The sequence below is a fragment of the Prauserella cavernicola genome (assembly GCF_016595675.1).
GTDB classification, from domain to species: Bacteria; Actinomycetota; Actinomycetes; order Mycobacteriales; family Pseudonocardiaceae; genus Prauserella_A; species Prauserella_A cavernicola.
Map to the genome: position 1 here is coordinate 64,951 of NZ_JAENJH010000015.1, position 17,773 is coordinate 82,723.

16 protein-coding genes and 1 rRNA gene are annotated in these 17,773 nt (G+C 69.9%); 6 read left to right on the forward strand and 11 right to left on the reverse strand.

What is annotated here, in order from left to right:
• Positions 1-130: 130 nt before the first annotated feature.
• A complete protein-coding gene (locus JHE00_RS33455; RefSeq protein WP_200326054.1) occupies positions 131-1,540 on the forward strand; it encodes a zinc-dependent metalloprotease in 1,410 nt (469 codons plus the stop codon).
• 7 nt (positions 1,541-1,547) lie between these two features.
• Here JHE00_RS33455 and JHE00_RS33460 read toward each other — a convergent pair whose 3' ends face one another.
• On the reverse strand, positions 1,548-2,072 hold the full coding sequence (locus tag JHE00_RS33460; protein ID WP_307832220.1) for a M48 metallopeptidase family protein: 525 nt from the start codon (positions 2,070-2,072) through the stop codon (positions 1,548-1,550).
• A 215-nt stretch (positions 2,073-2,287) separates the two neighbouring features.
• Between JHE00_RS33460 and JHE00_RS33465 the strand changes: the two genes are divergently transcribed.
• The 3 genes from JHE00_RS33465 to JHE00_RS33475 all read left to right on the forward strand — a co-directional run bounded on the left by JHE00_RS33465 (position 2,288) and on the right by JHE00_RS33475 (position 5,813).
• Entirely contained in the window at positions 2,288-3,334 is a 1,047-nt protein-coding gene (locus JHE00_RS33465; protein ID WP_200326056.1) for a TOMM precursor leader peptide-binding protein, read from the forward strand.
• 104 nt (positions 3,335-3,438) lie between these two features.
• Positions 3,439-4,740, forward strand: a complete 1,302-nt coding sequence (locus JHE00_RS33470; RefSeq protein ID WP_230425479.1) for an ABC1 kinase family protein — start codon at positions 3,439-3,441, stop codon at positions 4,738-4,740.
• Between the two features lie 128 nt (positions 4,741-4,868).
• Positions 4,869-5,813 carry a hypothetical protein gene (locus JHE00_RS33475; protein WP_200326058.1) on the forward strand — a complete coding sequence of 315 codons (945 nt, stop codon included), beginning with the start codon at positions 4,869-4,871 and terminating at the stop codon, positions 5,811-5,813.
• A 3-nt stretch (positions 5,814-5,816) separates the two neighbouring features.
• On the opposite strand, the gene JHE00_RS33480 is transcribed toward JHE00_RS33475, so the two are convergent.
• The 5 genes from JHE00_RS33480 to JHE00_RS33500 all read right to left on the reverse strand — a co-directional run bounded on the left by JHE00_RS33480 (position 5,817) and on the right by JHE00_RS33500 (position 10,233).
• The gene (locus JHE00_RS33480; RefSeq protein ID WP_230425461.1) at positions 5,817-5,999 is read right to left on the reverse strand and encodes a hypothetical protein; all 183 of its coding nucleotides are present in this window, start codon (positions 5,997-5,999) and stop codon (positions 5,817-5,819) included.
• Positions 5,996-6,868: a class I SAM-dependent methyltransferase gene (locus JHE00_RS33485; protein WP_200326060.1), complete on the reverse strand. Its 873-nt coding sequence runs from the start codon at positions 6,866-6,868 to the stop codon at positions 5,996-5,998. Before JHE00_RS33485 ends, JHE00_RS33480 begins: the two co-directional genes overlap by 4 nt.
• Before the next feature lie 321 nt (positions 6,869-7,189).
• Positions 7,190-7,558: a WhiB family transcriptional regulator gene (locus JHE00_RS33490; protein WP_200326061.1), complete on the reverse strand. Its 369-nt coding sequence runs from the start codon at positions 7,556-7,558 to the stop codon at positions 7,190-7,192.
• A 127-nt stretch (positions 7,559-7,685) separates the two neighbouring features.
• Positions 7,686-7,958, reverse strand: a complete 273-nt coding sequence (locus tag JHE00_RS33495; protein WP_200326062.1) for a hypothetical protein — start codon at positions 7,956-7,958, stop codon at positions 7,686-7,688.
• Between the two features lie 190 nt (positions 7,959-8,148).
• Positions 8,149-10,233 carry an ATP-dependent DNA helicase UvrD2 gene (locus tag JHE00_RS33500; protein ID WP_200326064.1) on the reverse strand — a complete coding sequence of 695 codons (2,085 nt, stop codon included), beginning with the start codon at positions 10,231-10,233 and terminating at the stop codon, positions 8,149-8,151.
• Between the two features lie 66 nt (positions 10,234-10,299).
• Here JHE00_RS33500 and JHE00_RS33505 point away from each other — a divergent pair, with 66 nt between their 5' ends.
• Complete coding sequence (locus tag JHE00_RS33505) at positions 10,300-11,028, forward strand: DUF4191 domain-containing protein (RefSeq protein ID WP_200326066.1); 729 nt, start codon at positions 10,300-10,302, stop codon at positions 11,026-11,028.
• Positions 11,029-11,137: 109 nt separating this feature from the next.
• Here the strand turns inward: JHE00_RS33505 and JHE00_RS33510 are convergent, their stop codons facing one another.
• A complete protein-coding gene (locus JHE00_RS33510) occupies positions 11,138-11,620 on the reverse strand; it encodes an RDD family protein (RefSeq protein ID WP_200326068.1) in 483 nt (160 codons plus the stop codon).
• 194 nt (positions 11,621-11,814) lie between these two features.
• On the opposite strand from JHE00_RS33510, the gene glnA reads away from it, so the two are divergent.
• Positions 11,815-13,239, forward strand: a complete 1,425-nt coding sequence (gene glnA / locus JHE00_RS33515; RefSeq protein ID WP_200326070.1) for a type I glutamate--ammonia ligase — start codon at positions 11,815-11,817, stop codon at positions 13,237-13,239.
• Between the two features lie 81 nt (positions 13,240-13,320).
• Here the strand turns inward: glnA and JHE00_RS33520 are convergent, their stop codons facing one another.
• The 4 genes from JHE00_RS33520 to rrf form a co-directional block, all read right to left on the reverse strand.
• Positions 13,321-13,749, reverse strand: coding sequence for an acyl-CoA thioesterase (locus tag JHE00_RS33520; protein ID WP_200326072.1), 429 nt, complete (start codon positions 13,747-13,749; stop codon positions 13,321-13,323).
• A gap of 54 nt (positions 13,750-13,803) precedes the next feature.
• Positions 13,804-16,776, reverse strand: coding sequence for a bifunctional [glutamine synthetase] adenylyltransferase/[glutamine synthetase]-adenylyl-L-tyrosine phosphorylase (locus JHE00_RS33525; protein WP_200326074.1), 2,973 nt, complete (start codon positions 16,774-16,776; stop codon positions 13,804-13,806).
• Positions 16,777-16,801: 25 nt separating this feature from the next.
• Positions 16,802-17,557 carry a type 1 glutamine amidotransferase gene (locus JHE00_RS33530; RefSeq protein ID WP_200326076.1) on the reverse strand — a complete coding sequence of 252 codons (756 nt, stop codon included), beginning with the start codon at positions 17,555-17,557 and terminating at the stop codon, positions 16,802-16,804.
• A gap of 97 nt (positions 17,558-17,654) precedes the next feature.
• Positions 17,655-17,771, reverse strand: a 5S ribosomal RNA gene (gene rrf / locus JHE00_RS33535).
• Positions 17,772-17,773 lie beyond the last annotated feature (2 nt).

Here is a 17,773-nt window from a genome sequence, read left to right on the forward strand (position 1 = left end):
GCTGCTGTCGAGGACGTGTTGTCGCGGGGCTCGCTCACGACGGACAGCGTACGGTGACGGATGTCAGCTCAGGGCGAAGGTCCACCTAGCTGGCAGGTCGCGACGCGTCTTCTCCGCGTACGGTGGACGTATGAGCAACCCACCGTTCGGGTTCGGCCTTCCCGATCCCGACAAAGGCCGTGAGAACGAGCCGTCGGACTCCGGCGGCCAGCAGCCGCCCGGATCGGGCGGCGACGCCTTCCAGCAGCTGGGGCAGATGCTCAGCCAGCTCGGCCAGATGTTGAGCCAGGCGGGCACCTCGTCGGGCCCCGTGAACTACGACCTGGCGAAGCAGATCGCCCTGCAACGGCTCGCCGGCACCGGCGGGTCCTCCCTCGGGTTCGGCACCGGCGACCAGTCCGGTGACACCGCCGTCAGGGACGCCGCGCACCTCGCGGAGCTGTGGCTCGACGAGGCGACCATCCTGCCCGCGGGGGCGACCACGACCGTCGCGTGGACCGCGAAGGACTGGGTGGAGAAAACCCTGCCCACGTGGCAGCGACTGTGCGACCCGGTGGCGAAGCAGGTGTCCGGAGCGTGGATGCAGGCGCTGCCGGAGGAGGCCAAGCAGGCCGCGGGACCGCTGCTGTCGATGGTCGGCCAGATGGGTGGCATGGCGTTCGGCTCGCAGCTGGGCAACGCGATGGCCGAGCTGGCCTCCGAGGTGCTGACGTCCACCGAGGTCGGCCTCCCGTTGGGCCCGGCCACCACCTCGGCACTGCTCCCGGCGAACATCGAGAAGTTCACCGAGGGCCTCGAGCGCCCCGGCAGCGAGGTCATGGTGTTCCTCGCCGCCAGGGAGGCCGCCCACCAGCGGCTCTTCGCGCACGTGCCGTGGCTGAGGCAGCGCCTGCTGGCGACCGTCGAGGAGTTCGCGCACGGCATCACCGTCGACACCTCCGCGCTCGAGCAGCTCGCGGGCCAGGTCGATCCGAGCAACCCGGCGAGCATCGAGCAGGCCATGTCCTCCGGACTGCTGGAGCCCCAGACGACCCCGGAACAGCAGGTGGCCCTCAACCGTCTCGAGACGATGCTGGCCCTGGTCGAGGGCTGGGTCGACGTCGTCGTGGCGGAGGCCGTCGGCGACCGGCTGCCCGGCGCGGACGCGCTACGGGAGACGCTGCGGCGCAGGCGCGCCACCGGCGGCCCCGCGGAACAGACCTTCGCCACGCTGGTCGGGCTCGAGCTGCGGCCGCGCCGGATGCGCGCTGCGTCGGCGCTGTGGAAGCTGGTCGGCGACCAGCACGGCATCGACAAGCGGGATCACTTGTGGTCGCACCCGGACCTGATGCCGAGGGCCGAGGATCTGGACGACCCCATGGACTTCGCCGAGCGGCTCGGCCGCGCCGGAGACGCCACGGACGACATGGACCCGATCGCCGAGCTCGAGCGGACCCGCAAGGCCGAGGAGCAGGCCAAGTCCGAGGAGCCCGGCGAGGATTCCGGCAGCTCCGAGGGCGACAAGGGCGACGACCAGGGCGAGTCCGGCACGAAGGGCTGAGGATCGGTCAGTCCTCCGCGTCCAGCCCGGTGATGCCGAGGCCGGCCGCGGAGGAGAGGCCTTCCAGGTACCCGATGGCCCGTTCGGTCTTCGGGTAGCGCTGGACGAGTGCCCAGAACTTCGCGTTGTGCTGGGCGACGCGCAGGTGCGCGAGCTCGTGGACCAGGACGTAGTCCAGTACCCACGGCGGGACGTCGCGCAGTCGCTCGCTCACACGGATGGTTCGGTCGACCGGTGTGCACGACGCCCAGCGGGTGCGCATCGGCGGCACCCAGCGGACGCTGGCCGGTTTGGTCGTGTCGTCCAGGTACCGGCGGGACAGTTCAGCGCACCGCAGCAGCAGCGCCTCGTCCGACGCGCGTGCGGGCGAGGCCCGCCTGCTCTCGGTGCGCTGCAGCTTGCGCTGCATCTCGGCGACCCAGTGCTCTTCCTCTGCCTGGCTCATCTTGGCGGGAATGAGCACCACGAGTGTGTCGCCGTCTCGGTAGGCGGTCACAGTCCGACGGCGTCGCGCGCTCCGCCGCACCTCGATCTTCTGTTCGGGGACTGCAGGTTGACGCTTGTCCTTGTCCCGATTCCTCAACGAGGGAACCCGTGCATCGGCCACCCGTCCACCGTAAGGGCAGATACCGACAACGAGGATGGCTGCAAGGTCACAACCCCGAGTTGTCCACATTCGCGTCCGCCTGTGGATAACCCTGGGTGTAGCGGGTGAGTGAGAGACGATCTCTTGTCACGCTGTGCGACATGACGAATTCGCTACGCAACATGGACCTGCCGCGGCGGCCCCGCCTGGTGCCAGGTCTCGACGTGCTGGAACGGCGCACCAACGAGATCCAGATCGGCCTCGACCCACGGCACGCGGTCGTCGCGACCGATCTCCCGCCGATCCTGATGGACATCCTGCGCGGCCTCGACGGCAGTAAGAGCACCACGTCTCTGCTCTCGCTCGCCCAGAGCGAACACGTCGAGCGCCTCCGCGAACTGTTGACCGGGCTCGCGGAGCGCGGGCTCATCGAGGAGGCCGAACCACCGGCTCATCCGCACACCCGCACCGACGAGCCCGAGCTGTGGTCGCTCGGACTGGGCAGGCACCGCAGGGCCACCGCCGAGCAGCGGGCGCAGAGCACGGTGCTCGTCCACGGAGGAGGCCGCCTGGCGGCGGCGCTCAGCACGCTGCTGGCCTCGGCGGGCGTCGGTCACCTCGACTCCGAGGCAGGAGGCAGGGTGGGGCCCGAGGATCTCGGCTCCGGCTTCATCGACGGCGATGTCGGCCTCCCGCGCAGACACGCGCTCACCGAGGCGGTACGAAGAGCGAACCCCGCGACGAAGACCGGCAAGCTCCGGGGCAACCGTCGACCAGACCTCGTGGTGCTGACCGACGCGGTGGTCCCCGCGCCAGAAGTCGTCACCGACCTGCTCGCGGAGGGCCTGCCGCACCTGCCGGTCCGGGTCCGCGACGGCATCGGCATCGTCGGCCCACTCGTGCTGCCCGGCCGCAGCAGCTGCCTGCGCTGCGCCGACCTGCGCCGCACCGCGATGGACGCGTGCTGGCCCCGGGTGGCCAGCCAGCTCGCCGGCCGGTACCAGCGCGCCGAACTGGGCAACGTCTTCGCCACCGCGGCCGTGGCCGCGGGCCAGGTCCTGCGCGTGCTGACGCCCGAGGACACTCCCCCACCGACCTGGAACGCGACGGTGGAGGTCGACTCCTACGCGGGCGATGTCACTCACCGCGACTGGCTGCCCCATCCTGAGTGCCCATGTGGCGCCAGCAAGGTGCGATCCGATACATAGCCTCGAAGTAGCGCTCCAACGGCTGCGGGACCGGTGATCGGCAAGGCAGAATCGTGCCTGTGACGGAATTCCGCGACTCCTCCGACGACAGGGCCGATGCGGCGATGCCGCGCAGGACGGCTGCGCGGACGGCGAAGCTGGCGAGCCTGCCGCTGGGCATCGCCGGCCGCGCCGTCGGTGGATGGGGCCGCAAACTCACCGGGCAGAGCGCCGACGAGGTCAACGCGGTGCTCTCCGCGAAGGCGGCGGAACAGCTCTTCGAGGTGCTCGGCAGCCTCAAGGGCGGCGCCATGAAGTTCGGCCAGGCGCTGAGCGTCTTCGAGGCCGCGGTGCCCGACGAGCTCGCCGCGCCGTACCGGGACGCGCTCACCAAGCTCCAGGCCGCCGCCCCGCCGATGCCCACGAAGCAGACCCACCGAGTGCTCGCCGAGCAGCTCGGCCGCTCGTGGTCGCAGCGGTTCAGTTCCTTCGACGACGAGCCGACGGCAGCGGCCAGCATCGGCCAGGTACACCGCGCGGTGTGGCACGACGGCCGCGAGGTCGCCGTCAAGGTCCAGTACCCCGGCGCCGACCAGGCCCTGCGCAGCGACCTGCGCCAGCTCCAGCGGTTCAGCCGCATGTTCCAGGCGCTCGTGCCCGGCACCGAGGTCAAGCCGCTACTGGCCGAGCTCGCCACCCGCATGGACGAGGAGCTCGACTACCGCACCGAGGCCGACAATCAGCGTGGGTTCGCCAAGGCCTTCGCCGGCGACGACCAGGTGTTCGTCCCGAGGGTCGTCGCGAGCGCGCCGAAGGTCGTGGTCACCGAATGGGTCACCGGCACGCCGTTCGCCGAGATCATCCGTGCCGGTACCGAGAACCAGCGCAACGAGGCGGGCAGGCTGCTCGCCGAGTTCCACTACTCCTCGCCCGCCCGTGCGAAGCTGCTGCACTCGGACCCGCACCCCGGCAACTTCATGCTGCTCGACGACGGCAGGATCTGCGTCATCGACTTCGGTGCCGTCGCGCATCTGCCGGAGGGCGCGCCGCCCGCCCTGGGACTGATGATGCGCCACGCGCTCGAGGGTCGATCCGCTGAGCTGCTCGACGTCCTGCGAGCCGAGGGCTTCGTCCGCCCCGGCGCCGAGGTCGACGCCGACGACGTCTACTCGTACCTCCTTCCTCTCGTCGCTCCGCTCACGGAGGAGCGGTTCCACTTCACGCGCCGATGGGCACAGAAGCAGGCCCTGCGAATGGGAGACCTGCGCAGCCAGGACTTCCGCACCGGCCGATCGCTGAACCTGCCGCCGCACTGGTTGCTGATCCACCGGGTCACCGCGGGAGCCATCGGCATCCTGTGCCAGCTCGACGCCGAACTGGCCCTGCGCTCCATTGTCGAACGCTGGCAGCCGGGCTTCGCGGACTGAGCCGCCGATCCGGCCGAGTTGTCCACAGGTGGGCGCGAATCGGCGGGAACGAACCGTTGGCGGCGCGAAGTCATCCACATTTCCGGCGATGACTCCCGGACGGATGCGCGGGGCGGCACGCTCGGGTCATGACCACAGCGAGCTGCATCACGCGCCCGGTGCCCAGCACCACCGACAACGTCACGACCATCGCCGAGCTCCGGGCCAGCGGTATGTCCGAACGGTCCATCCTCAAACGCTGCCGCCCTGGCGGACCGTGGCGGCGACTCATGCCCGGCATCGTCATGCTGGCGCCGGGTGAGCCGACCCGAAGACAGATCCTGCGCGCGGCCACGACGTATCTCGGCCACGACGGCGTCGTCACGGGAATCGACGCGCTCGCCGCGCACGGGCTGGAGCTGCCGCTTCCGCGCACGGTGCATGTCCTGGTCCCGTCACATCGACGGATCCTGCCGCCGGACTTCATCCTGCTGGAACGCACCGCCCGGCCTCCTGATCCGACGCTGTCCGGCGTTCTCCCGTTCGCCCCGCCTGCCAGGGCGGCACTGGACGCCGCCCGCAGGGAGAACGACCCCGAACAGCTGCACGACCTGCTCTCCCTGCCGCTCTACTACGGCCTGTGCACGGTCGACGAGCTGCATTCGGAACTGGAGGCGGGCAGCCAGCGCGGTTCGTCGGCGGTGCGGGCCGAGCTGCGCCGACTCGGCCGTACGGGCAGCAGCACCTACCTCCACGGCCTCGCGCGGCAGCTCACGCGGCGCTCACCGCTCCCGCCGCCACGCTGGAACGTCGCGGTGTGCGACCAGCGCGGCCGGCCCATCGGCACGGTGGACGCGTGGTGGGACGAGATCGGAATGGGCTGGCAGTTCACCCAGCCGCCCGGTACCGACGCCGAACGGCATCTGGGCCACCTCGCGCTCACCGCCGCGGGCGTGGTGCTGCTGCGCACCTCCGCGCGGCGGCTGCGCGCCGAGGGCGACGCTGTCATCACCGAGCTCGCGAGCGCCTTCCGGACGGCCGCGAAGCGCAGCAGGCCCCTTGTCCAGTGCGCGATGCCGGTTGTGGCCGCATGAGCCTCACCAGTACTCGGCGGGCAGCTTCGCCTCGATGTCGCGCACGTGCTCCCGGGCGCAGCGGGGGCACAGCCAGCGAGCTCGCCGGTCCTCGACCTCGCGGACCCACGCCAGGGCCGCCACCGCGTCACCGTCAGCACGACGCGCGGCGCACACCGAGCACACCACCTCGGTCTCCCCGGTCACCGGTGCCATCCACAGTGGACCGTGCGGACGTTGAGGAGGTAGAGATCGTCACGTGAACCGAGATAGTCGGGTCCGGCCGGGTCGAGCAGCCGCCGCAGCGCGGCCCGGTCGCCATCGCCGAGCCGGTCCTCCACGATCTCGGAGAGCCAGGTCGTGCGCTCGACGGTGAAGTCAACGACCGCCTGCGTCGTGGGCGCGGGGTGGTCGAGCAGATAGCTGAAGGCACCGATGTCGGTGAGCCCGGCCTGGCGCAGCGCGGTGCCCCACCCGTACGGCATCCGGACCGAGTCCGGCATCGTGGCCCGCAACTGCCGGAACCAGTCCTCACGCGCGGCCGCCAGGCGCCCTTCGAGACCGGGCTCGCCGATTCCCAGGTCCCAGGGCAGGCAACGGGCTTCGAGCCCGCCCTCGGCGATGGCCAGCAATCCGCCCGGGTGCAGCGCGTCGGCGAGCCGGGTGATCGCGAGTTGTTGGTCGGGGAGGTGATGAACGACGGCGGAGCCCCAGATCAGGTCCGCGCCATCGACGAGGTCGTGCAACATGGCGGTGCCGAGGTCGGCGACCACGGTCTCGACCGCCACAGTGGACCCACCGGCATCGCGCGCGGCTTCCAGCGCGGCCGCGAGCAACTCGTCCACGGCGTCGACGAGCACGAGTGTGCCGCCGCCCCGCTCGCGCAGCGCCGCGGCGAGCGCCGCGCTCATGCCACCGGAGCCGGAGCCGACGTCGACGACGGTCGCGTCTGCGGGCAGGTCGTTGGTCAGTCTCGTGGCGACCGAGGCCAGCGACTCGCGTTCGAGCGCGTCGAGCCTGCGCATCGACGAGAGCCGGGAGGCCCAGTCCACGTCGTCGTGGGTATGTGCGGACACCGATCCATTGAACACCAACGACTACGACCGGGTGGGTGGGAAAGCAGACCTCCCGCTGCTCTCCCACCCACCGTGGTCACGGCCGGGCGTACCGGCGAGATCTGTTCGATGCCCAGCGGGCCAATCGCTCCCAGCGGCGCGCGGCTCTGGCGAGCCGCGCGTCGCGTTGGCCGTCGACAGCCCGTTGCACGTCCCGTATTCGGGCTCTGGCCAGTTCTTCCTGAAGCAACATTCGGAACATTCCTTTGTGAGTCGTGGACGCGCTGCTCGGTCGTTCGAGCAACTCGTGGATCTCCGGCTGCGGGTAATCGACGTGCGTTGTCATGCGGCGCTCCGCTGTCCAGAGGTGACGTGCTCCATCACCGGGTTCTTGCGGGGACGTCCACGCGGCCGCTTGCGGGCCACGACGGCGCCTCGCTCGAAGATCTCGCCGCCCCACACACCCCAGGGCTCGCGCCTCGCCAGCGCGCCTGCGAGGCAGGACGACCTGACGGGGCAGTCACCGCAGAGCACCTTGGCGTGCTCGAGCTCAGCGGGGGTCTCGCCGAACCAGAGGTCCGCGTTCCCGGATTGGCAGGGCAGGTCGAGGTCCGGAGTCGACACCGCGTCGAGTAGCTCTGCGACGCCGGTCGTACCGGACAACTCGTCGGGTAGCGCCCTCTCTGACGCGAAGGCGGTTGCCGATGGCATTTCCCGTTCTCCTTTGTGTTGTAAGGGTTTTACTCTGGCGGCCACAAAAGGCCCTGAACAGCAAGAAGGCCGCGGATCCGATGTACGGTTCCGCGGCCTTCGTGAGCCATGTGCCTTGACGGGCAGGTCAAGGGCATCTCTCACGAGAGCACAACGGAACCCAGGGCTTGTCCTGGATCGGCAGCGCAGTGGTGGCCGGACGGAACACCGGGTCCATGGCCCCGGTGTTGTAGTCAGCGGCGTCGTCAGCACGGACACGCGTTCCACGAACGCGCACGAGCGACTCGACGTGTAGCTGACCGGCCGAGGACGCACGGGGGCGCCGGCGCGCGGTCATGGCGGTTTCCTCGGTCCAGGACAGCGGGGTGCCAGCGATGCCGATCTGCTCGATGAGCTTCATCAGTCAGGCACCTCCTCTCGCTGTCCGCCGGAAGCCGTCTACGGCGTCCGGAAATGACGGATGCTCCACCCAGTGACTGCAGGTTATTGCTCGCGGCACAGCCGGGGCAACTGATTTTCAGGAAGTTCCACCCAAGTGGCGGAAAAAAGTCCTGACCTGCGCTTATAGCTGGCTCGTCGTGCCCGCGCGGCTACTTGGCGTGGCAGTCGCGGACCACGGCGAGGACCTCCGCGCCGAACCGGTCGAGCTTCGTCGCGCCGATCCCGGAGATCGAGACCAGAGCGCTGTCGTCGAGCGGCCGCTGTTCCGCGATCGCGACGAGGGTGGCGTCGGTGAAGACCACGAACGCGGGCACCTTGAGCTCGCGCGCACGCTCGACGCGCCAGTCCTTGAGTCGTTCGAGCAGTTCTTCGTCCACATCGGCCGGGCACTTGCCGCAGCGGCCCAGCTTGATCTCCATCGTGGCGATGAGCGGACCCCCGCAGATCCGGCAGCGGGCCTTGAGCGCCGTCTGCCGCTGCGACTTGGCGACGCGCGCGGCGGGGTGGTCCTCCGGGATCAGTCCGTACAGGAACCGGCTGCGCCGACGATTGCGCCTGCCGTCCGGGTTGCGGGCCAGCGCCCACGTGAGCGACAGGTGTTCCCTGGCGCGGGTAACCCCGACGTAGAAGAGCCTGCGCTCCTCTTCCACGTCGTCGTCGTTGCCGTCGGCGTGCTGGATCGGCATCGTGCCCTCGGCCAGCCCGACCAGGAACACGGCGTCCCACTCGAGCCCCTTGGCCGCGTGCAGCGAGGCCAGGGTGACGCCCTCGACCGTCGGCGGGTGCTGGGCGGCCGCGCGCTGGTCCAGGTCTGCCACGTACCGGGCCAGGTCGGCGCCCTCGGTGGTGGCCGCCAGCTCCTCGGCGAGCTCCACGAGCGCCAGCAGCGCGTCCCACCGTTCCTTCGCGGCGCCACCGGGCGGTGGCTGCTCGGTGAGACCGACGGCGGCGAGCACCCGCCGAACGAGGTCGACGAGGTCGCCCTCCGGTCCACCTGCGGCGGCGGCGCGCAGCGCCGCCATCGCCTGGCGCACCTCGCGCCTGGCGAAGAAACGTTCGCCGCCCCTCACCAGGTAGGGGATGCCCACTTCGGACAGCGCCTGCTCGTAGGCCTCCGACTGCGCGTTGACTCGGTAGAGGACGGCGATCTCGCTGGCGGGCACGCCCGAGTCCCGCAGCTCCCTGATGCGTCCCGCGGCGGCGGTGGCCTCGGCGATCTCGTCGTCGTACTCGGCGAAGCGCGGCGGCGGGCCGTCGGCCCGCTGGCCGACGAGGTCCAGCCGCGATCCCGCAGGCCGTCCCCTCGCCGCGCCGATCACGCGGTTGGCCAGTGCCACGACCTGTGGGGTGGAGCGGTAGTCCCGCTCAAGCCGCACGACGGTGGCCTCGGGGAACCGGCGGGTGAAGTCGAGCAGCGGCCGGGGTGAGGCGCCGCCGAACGAGTAGATCGTCTGGTTCGCGTCGCCGACGACGGTCAGGTCGTCACGCGCGCCGAGCCACGCGTCCAGCAGCCGCTGCTGCGCGGGCGTGACGTCCTGGTACTCGTCGACCACGAAGCACCGGTAGCGGTCGCGGAACTCGTCGGCCACCGGCTTGTGCTCCTCGAGCGCGGCCGTGGTGTGCAGGAGCAGGTCGTCGAAGTCGAGCAGCTGGGCGTTGTTCTTGAGTTGTTCGTAGGTGCGGTAGACCTCGACGAGCCGCTCGGCCGGCTCGGGGATGTCGCGGTTCAGCTTGGCGACCACCGCTGGGTAGTCGTCGGGGCTGACGAGCGAGGCCTTCGCCCACTCGATCTCGCCCGCGAGATCGCGCAGTACCTCCAGCTCGGTGGGCAGGCCCAGCCGGTTCGCCGCCTGCCCGACGAGCCGCAGCTTGTTGCCGTCCATCAGCTCCCACTGCCGGTCGCCCACGACGCGGGGCCAGAAGTAGCGGAGCTGACGGAGCGCGGCGGCGTGGAACGTGCGGGCCTGCGCGGCCTCGACGCCGAGCTGCCGCAGTCGCGCGCGCATCTCCCCCGCCGCCCGTGCGGTGAAGGTGACGGCGAGGACCTGTCCTGCGGAAACGTGCCCCGAACGCACGAGGTAGGCGATGCGGTGGGTGATGGTCCTGGTCTTGCCGGTGCCCGCTCCAGCGAGCACGCACACGGGCCCTCTGGGGGCGCAGGCGGCGGCACGCTGCTCCGGGTCGAGCCCCTCGAGCAGGTCCGGACGACGGTTCGACTCAAGCGCACTTCCCACTGCCGCATCCTCGCAGAGGGGACCGACAGAGCCACGCCGACCCGGCCGCCCGTATCCTGGTTCATTATGGCGGAGAAGCTGGACAAAGAGGCTGCCAAGCAGGCCAAGAAGGAAAAGCGGGCGGCGAGCAAGGCACGTCGCGGCCAGATCTTCCAGGCGTTCAAGATGCAGCGCAAGGAAGACAAGGCCCTGATCCCGTGGATGCTGGGGTCCATCCTGGTCGTCGCGGGTGTCGTGTTCGGGATCGGTTGGCTCCTCGGTATCCAGTGGATCCTGCTGCCGATCGGGATCATGCTCGGCCTGCTGGCCGCCGTGATCATTTTCGGGCGACGGGTCCAGAAGACGGTGTTCACCAAGGCCGACGGGCAGCCGGGTGCCGGCGCGTGGGCACTGGACAACCTCCGCGGGCGCTGGCGCGTGACGCAGACCGTGGCGGCGACGACGCAGCTCGACGCCGTGCACCGCGTGCTCGGTGGCCCCGGCGTCATCCTGGTCGCCGAGGGCGCGCCGCACCGGGTCAAGAACCTGCTCTCGCAGGAGAAGAAGCGCATCGCCCGGCTCATCGGTGAGACGCCGATCTACGACGTCACGATCGGCCACGACGAGGGCCAGATCCCGCTGCGCAAGCTGCAGAACTACATGATGAAGCTGCCGCGCAACCTCAAGCCGAAGGAAATCGACGCGCTCGAGACCAAGCTCGCGGCGCTGGGCAACCGGGGCGCCGCGCTGCCGAAGGGCCCGATGCCCCAGGGCGCCAAGATGCGCAACGTGCAGCGGACGATCCGCCGGCGCTGACCTTTCCGGACACCCGCCGACGCCGCGCCGCGGCGGGCAGGGAGGCCCTCGCTTCTGGCGAAGGGAGCCCCGCCCGCCGCGGCGCGTTGCTGTTAGAGGAGTGCGAGGCTCAGCGCAGGCGGATGACGACGGTGCCGGTGAGCCGGTCGTGCCAGCCGCGGCTGTCGGCGTTGCGCACGGCCGCGGGCAGGATCAGGAAGGTCATGGCGCCGCGGACCACGGCGCGCCAGAGCCCGGGGATGACGGCGCCGTCGAGTCGTCCGATCCGGATGCCGACCGCGGCCATGCCGGGGGTGAAGCCGAAGAACGCGGCAGGCACCACCGTGAGCACGCCCCACACGGCGAGCGACCACAGGTTGTAGCTCTGCATCGCGTCGACGTTCGAGTAGTCGGGGCGAATGAACAAGGCGGTCAGCAGCGACGCCAGGAGCAGGTCGATGACGAGGCCCAGGAACCGGCGGCCATTGCCCGCCGCTGCTCCGGGGCCGTCCTCCGGCAGGCCCAGGTGTTCACCCGGCCAGCGAGGAGGTTCCCGATCGGTGCTGCCCGCAGCGGCGAGAGACGTAAGCCACTCTCCGGTCCATCTAGCCACCCGACCAGGGTATGTCGCTGGCCTGACCTGCGTGGAACCTGGTCCCCTATCCGCTATAGGCGCTATCGGACGACCCGTTAACACTGGCGAAACATACGGGTGACGGTCGGGCAACACCGCGCTCTTAGCGTCTAGCCGAAGAGAGTACTGCCGCACGAGCTCGAACATGCTCGAACATGAAGGAGTCACCGAGGGTGTCCACTACTCCAGACGATGTCCTGCGTCTGATCGCTGACGAGGACGTGCAATTTGTCGACGTGAGGTTCTGTGACCTGCCGGGCGTCATGCAGCACTTCACCGTCCCCGCCAAGGCTTTCGACGCGGACGCGTTCGAAGAGGGTCTCGCCTTCGACGGCTCGTCGGTGCGTGGATTCCAGTCGATCCACGAGTCGGACATGATGCTCCTGCCGGACGCGGCGACCGCTCGCATCGACCCGTTCCGGAAGTCCAAGACCCTGTCGCTGAACTTCTTCGTGCACGACCCGTTCACGCGCGAGGCCTACAGCCGCGACCCCCGCAACATCGCGCGCAAGGCGGAGCAGTACATCGCCGAGTCCGGCGTCGCCGACACGGTGTTCTTCGGCCCCGAGGCCGAGTTCTACACCTTCGACTCGGTGCGTTTCGACTCGTCCGAGCGCGGCAGCTTCCACGAGATCGACTCGGTCGAGGGCTGGTGGAACACCGGCCGCGACGAAGAGGGCGGCAACCTGGGTTACAAGACCAGGTTCAAGGGCGGTTATTTCCCCGTCCCGCCGGTCGACCACTTCGCCGACCTGCGCGATGACATCTCGAACAACCTGGCCGCCTCGGGCTTCGAGATCGAGCGTGCCCACCACGAGGTCGGCACCGCCGGTCAGGCCGAGATCAACTACAAGTTCAACACGCTGCTGCACGCTGCGGACGACCTGCAGCTGTTCAAGTACATCGTGAAGAACACCGCGTTCGCCGCGGGCAAGACCGCCACCTTCATGCCGAAGCCGCTCTTCGGTGACAACGGCTCGGGCATGCACTGCCACCAGTCGCTGTGGAAGGACGGCGAGCCGTTGTTCCACGACGAGTCGGGTTACGCCGGCCTGTCCGACGTGGCGCGTCACTACATCGGCGGCATCCTGGCCCACGCGCCGAGCCTGCTGGCCTTCACCAACCCGACCGTCAACTCGTACCACCGGCTCGTGCCGGGCTTCGAGGCTCCGGTCAGCCTGGTGTACTCGCAGCGCAACCGCTCGGCCTGCGTGCGTATCCCGATCACGGGCAACAACCCGAAGGCCAAGCGCATCGAGTTCCGTTGCCCCGACTCGTCGGGTAACCCCTACCTGGCGTTCGCGGCGATGATGATGGCCGGCCTTGACGGCATCAAGAACAAGATCGAGCCGGCCGAGCCGATCGACAAGGACCTCTACGAGCTGCCGCCCGAGGAGGCCAAGAACGTCAAGCTGGTTCCCGGCGACCTGGGTTCCGTGCTCGACACGCTCGAGGCCGACCACGACTACCTGCTCGAGGGTGGCGTGTTCACCCCCGACGTGATCGACACGTGGATCAGCTACAAGCGGGAGAACGAGATCGACCCGCTGCGCCTGCGCCCGCACCCGTACGAGTTCTCGCTCTACTACGACGTGTGATCGGTCGCTAGCGGCACAATCTGACGCCGGCGGCGAGGAGTGGACATCACCCTCGCCGTCGGCGTTTTTTTGTGCGGCGGCTCAGCCGCCCAAGATATCCAGGTCCACCCCGGCCTCCGCCAAGCGCGCACGTGGTTCGGCGACGAGCTTGCGCCGGTCGAGGTCCATGAGACCGAGCGTGCAGGTGAGCTCGGCGGACAGGGTGCCGTCGGCCTTGTAGATGTTGGAGTCCATCCGGAACGTCTTGCCTTCGCCGAAGCTGACCTCGCAGGTCACGTCCACGACGTCGCCGTAGCGCAGTTCGCTGCGGAAGCTGATCTGCGACCCGAGCATCACGGTGGCGAGCCGGAGCTTGTCCAGTCCCCCGTTGTTCGTGCCTGCCGCCTCGGTGAGCGAGGTGCGCGCCACCTCGGCGTACTGGTGGTACACGGCGTGGTTGACGTGGCCCAGGCTGTCGAGCTCGTATTGCCGGACCTTGATCTGGACTCGGAAGGGTTCGCGCTCAGTCACAGCCACACCCTAGATTTCCTGCCCCGGTCGCGTCCCGCCCAGGTGAGCAACTGATCAGCTCTCGTAGAACAGGCGGTCCACCACGGCGTGGGCCCTGCGCGTCGTCCGCCGGTACGAGTCGAGGAACTCGCCGGGGTCCTCGTCGGGTGGATAACCGAACACCCTGGCCACGGCCGCCAGTTCCCGGCCCGACGTGGGCAGCTGGTCCATCGGCTTGCCGCGGACGAGCGTCGCCGCGTTGCGGGCCTTGCTGGCCAGCAGCCACGACTCCAGCAGCGACTCGACGTCATCGCCGTCCGCGAGGCCGGCATCGGCGAGCGCGCGCAGGGCGTCCGCCGTGGACGGCGTGCGCAGGGCCTCGAGCTCGTGGGCATAGCGCAGCTGCATCAGCTGCACCGTCCACTCGACGTCGGCGAGTCCGCCGCGGCCCAGCTTGGCGTGCGTGGTCGGGTCGGCGCCACGCGGCATGCGCTCGGTGTCGACCCGTGCCTTGATTCGGCGCACCTCGCGGATCTTCGTGGCATCGAGCCCGCCCTCGGGGTAGCGCACCGGGTCGATGACGGCGATGAACCGGGCGCCGAGGTCCTCGTCGCCCGCCACGAAGCGGGCCCGCAGCAACGCCTGTGCCTCCCACACCGCGCCCCAGCGTGCGTAGTACGCGCGGTACGACTCGAGCGTGCGCACGAGCGGCCCACTGCGGCCTTCGGGGCGCAGGTTGGCGTCGACCTCGAGGGCCGGGTCCTGGCTGGGTGCGCCGAGGATCTTGCGCACGGTCTCGGCGACCGACGTCGCGAACTTCAGTGCCTCGGTGTCGCCTGCCTCGCCCTGCTTCTCACAGACGAACAGCACGTCGGCGTCCGACCCGTAGCTGAGTTCGCGACCGCCGAGCCGACCCATGCCGATCACGGCGATCTTCGCGGGCTCGGCGCCCACCTCGGCGACGCGCTGGCGGATCGCCGCGGCGAGCGCGCTCTGCAGCACCGCTCCCCACACCGACGACAGTGCCTCGCACACGGCGGGCACGTCGAGCAGACCGAGCAGGTCGGCGCAGGCCACCCGTAGTAGCTCGTGCCGCCGCAGCGACCGGGCGGCGGCGACGGAGGCCTTGAGACCCGGCTGCCTGCGGGCCGCCGCCCGCAGCGACACCGCGACCTCGGCCGGGGTGCGCCCGGCCAGCCGTTCCGGCTCGCCGAGCATCTGCAGCACCTCGGGTGCCCGCACCAGCAGGTCGGGCACCAGCCGCGACGTGCCGAGCAGAAACGCCAGGTGCTCCACCACCGCTGCCTCGTCACGCAGCACCCGCAGGTACCAGGGAGTGTCGGCCAGCGCCTCGGACACACGTCGGTACGCCAGCAGCCCGCCGTCGGGGTCGGTGGTGTCGGCCAGCAGGTCGAGCACGACGGGCAGCAGTGTCTGCTGGATGGCCGCCCGCCGGGACATGCCGGACGTGAGCGCCTGGATGTGGCGGAGCGCGCCGTCCGGTGCCGCGTAGCCGAGCGCGGCGAGCCTGCTCTCGGCCTGCGAGGTCGTGAGCCGCAACGCGGCGGTGGGAACGCGCGCCACCGCGTCGAGCAGTGGCCGGTAGAAGAGCTTCTCGTGCAGTGTGCGGATCCGCTGCGCGTGGCGCCGGTACTCGGCGACCAGGATGGCGCTCTCGGAGCGGTCCCGGCGCGGCGAGACCGCGCTGGCACGGGCGAGCCAGCGCAGCTGGGGGGTGTCGTCGAACTCGGGGAAGAGGTGCGTGCGGCGCAGAGCCCTCAGCTGAAGCCGGTGTTCCATCGTCCGCAGGAACTCGTACGACTCGCGCAGCTCGGCCGCGTCCGCCCTGCCGACGTAGCCACCGGAGCCGAGTGCTTCCAGCGCCTCGACGGTGGTGGCGGACCGGAGGTCGGGGTCGCCGCGCCCGTGGACCAGCTGAAGCAGCTGCACCGCGAACTCGACGTCGCGCAGGCCGCCCACGCCGAGCTTGAGCTCGCGCTCGGCGATCTCGGAGGGCACGTGCCGCTCGACCCGCCTGCGCATCTGCTGGACGTCGACGACGAAGTTCTCGCGCTCGGCCGCCACCCACACCATCGGAGCGACCAGCTCGGCGTAACGACGGCCCAGCTCCTCGTCGCCCGCGGCGGGACGAGCCTTGAGCAGCGCCTGGAACTCCCAGGTGCGAGCCCACTTCTTGTAGTAGGCCTCGTGCCCGTCGAGCGTTCTCACCAACGCGCCGGCCTTGCCCTCGGGGCGCAGCGCGGCGTCGACCTCGAAGCAGGCCTTGCCGACCACGCGCATCATCGTGGTCGCCAGGCGCGTGGCGATCTGGAGATCGCCGTCGCCCGCGAAGACCACGTCGACATCGCTGACGTAGTTGAGTTCGCGGCCACCGCACTTGCCCATGGCGATCACGGCCAGCGTCGCCTCGTCAGCCGAGGAGACCTCCTGGTCGGCGACGACGAGCCCGGCCCGCAGCGCGGCGTCGGCGAGCTCGGTGAGCGCGTTCGTGATGTCGGTGAAGGACGGACGCTCCAGGTCGCGCTCGATCAGGTGCCCGACGTCGCCCGCGGCGATCTCCAGGAGCAGTCCGCGGTAGCCCTTGCGCAACGCCTGCTCTGCCTCGAGCCCGGTAAGCACCTCGCCCTCCGGGGCAACGGCCTCACGCAGAGCCCGCGTGTACTCGGCGACGGGCGTCACCGTCTTGGCGCTGAGGCGTCGCCAGTCCGAGGGCGAGCCGACGAGGAAGTCGGCGATGGCCGTCGACGTGCCCAGCACGCCGACGAGCCTGCCGCGCAGCCTCGCGTCGTCCCGCAGAGCCTCGGCCAGTTCGGGCCACTGAGACTCGTCGACTTCCCTGAGTCGGTCGAGTGAGCGCAGAGCCAGGTCGGGATCGGGCGCACGGGAGAACGCAGTGAGGATCTGCTCGCTACCGCTGACCGGCCCGGTGTCGCTCCACCAGCCCGCGGCTCGCAGATCCGTCTCGGCCCGGTCGTCGGTGAAGCCGAACCTCGCCGCGGATGCTCGCGGCCGAACGCTCTCTACCATCGATCCTCACCGTAGCCGCATCGACTCAGGCCAGTGGCAGCGTACGACGCTTGTCCGACGCGGGCTCGAGTTCCCCGGCGGCCAGGCGGACGAAGCGGTGGGCGAACGGCCGCCAGGTCTCGGCGATGTCGGCGTGGACCTCGGCGAGCCGGTCGTCCTCGAAGTCTCGTTCCCGGCCGTACGCGGCGGTCTCGGGGGCTCCGTCGGCCCAGTTCCGCACGACCTCCGGGGTCGTCTCGATGTGGAACTGGATGCCGTAGACACACCGGTTCAGCCGGAATGCCTGGTGCGGATAACGCGGCGCGGACGCCAGGAGGTCGGCGCCCGAGGGCAGCTGTTCGATGACGTCGGTGTGGAACTGCCAGACGTCCTGCATCAACGGCAGGTCCGCGAACAGCGGATCCGTCCACGCCACGTCCTTCTTCGCGACAAGGCTCGGCCCCACCTCGGGTCCGTCACTTCCGCGCTCCACCCGCCCGCCGGTGGCGACCGCGAGCATCTGCGCACCGAGGCACACGGCCAGGGTTGGAAAAGAATCGACCGCGGCGCGGTTCAACAGTCGCCGGACCTGGGCGAGCCACGGATGCCGGGAATCCTCCTCGGCATTCATGGCGCCACCGAGGCACACCAGCCCCTGATAGCCGTCGAGCCCGTCGGGCAGGGAGTCCTGTGGGGGCAGCCTGACGTCCAGTTCGGCGCCGGCTTCGCTCAGCCAGTCGCCGAGAGGGCCGAGCGGATCCGTTTCATCGGGCTGGATGACCAGTAGTCGTGGTGCGCTCACATTTCCAGCCTACGGGTGGACATAAAAAAAAGACCCCAGAGGAGGTGGGAGGAATTCCTCGACCAACCTGACCTCTGGGGTCTTTTTTCGAAGTTAAGTTCGGCGGTGTCCTACTCTCCCACACCCCCTCGGGTGCAGTACCATCGGCGCTGGTGGGCTTAGCTTCCGGGTTCGGAATGGGACCGGGCGTGACCCCACCGCTATAACCACCGAAAC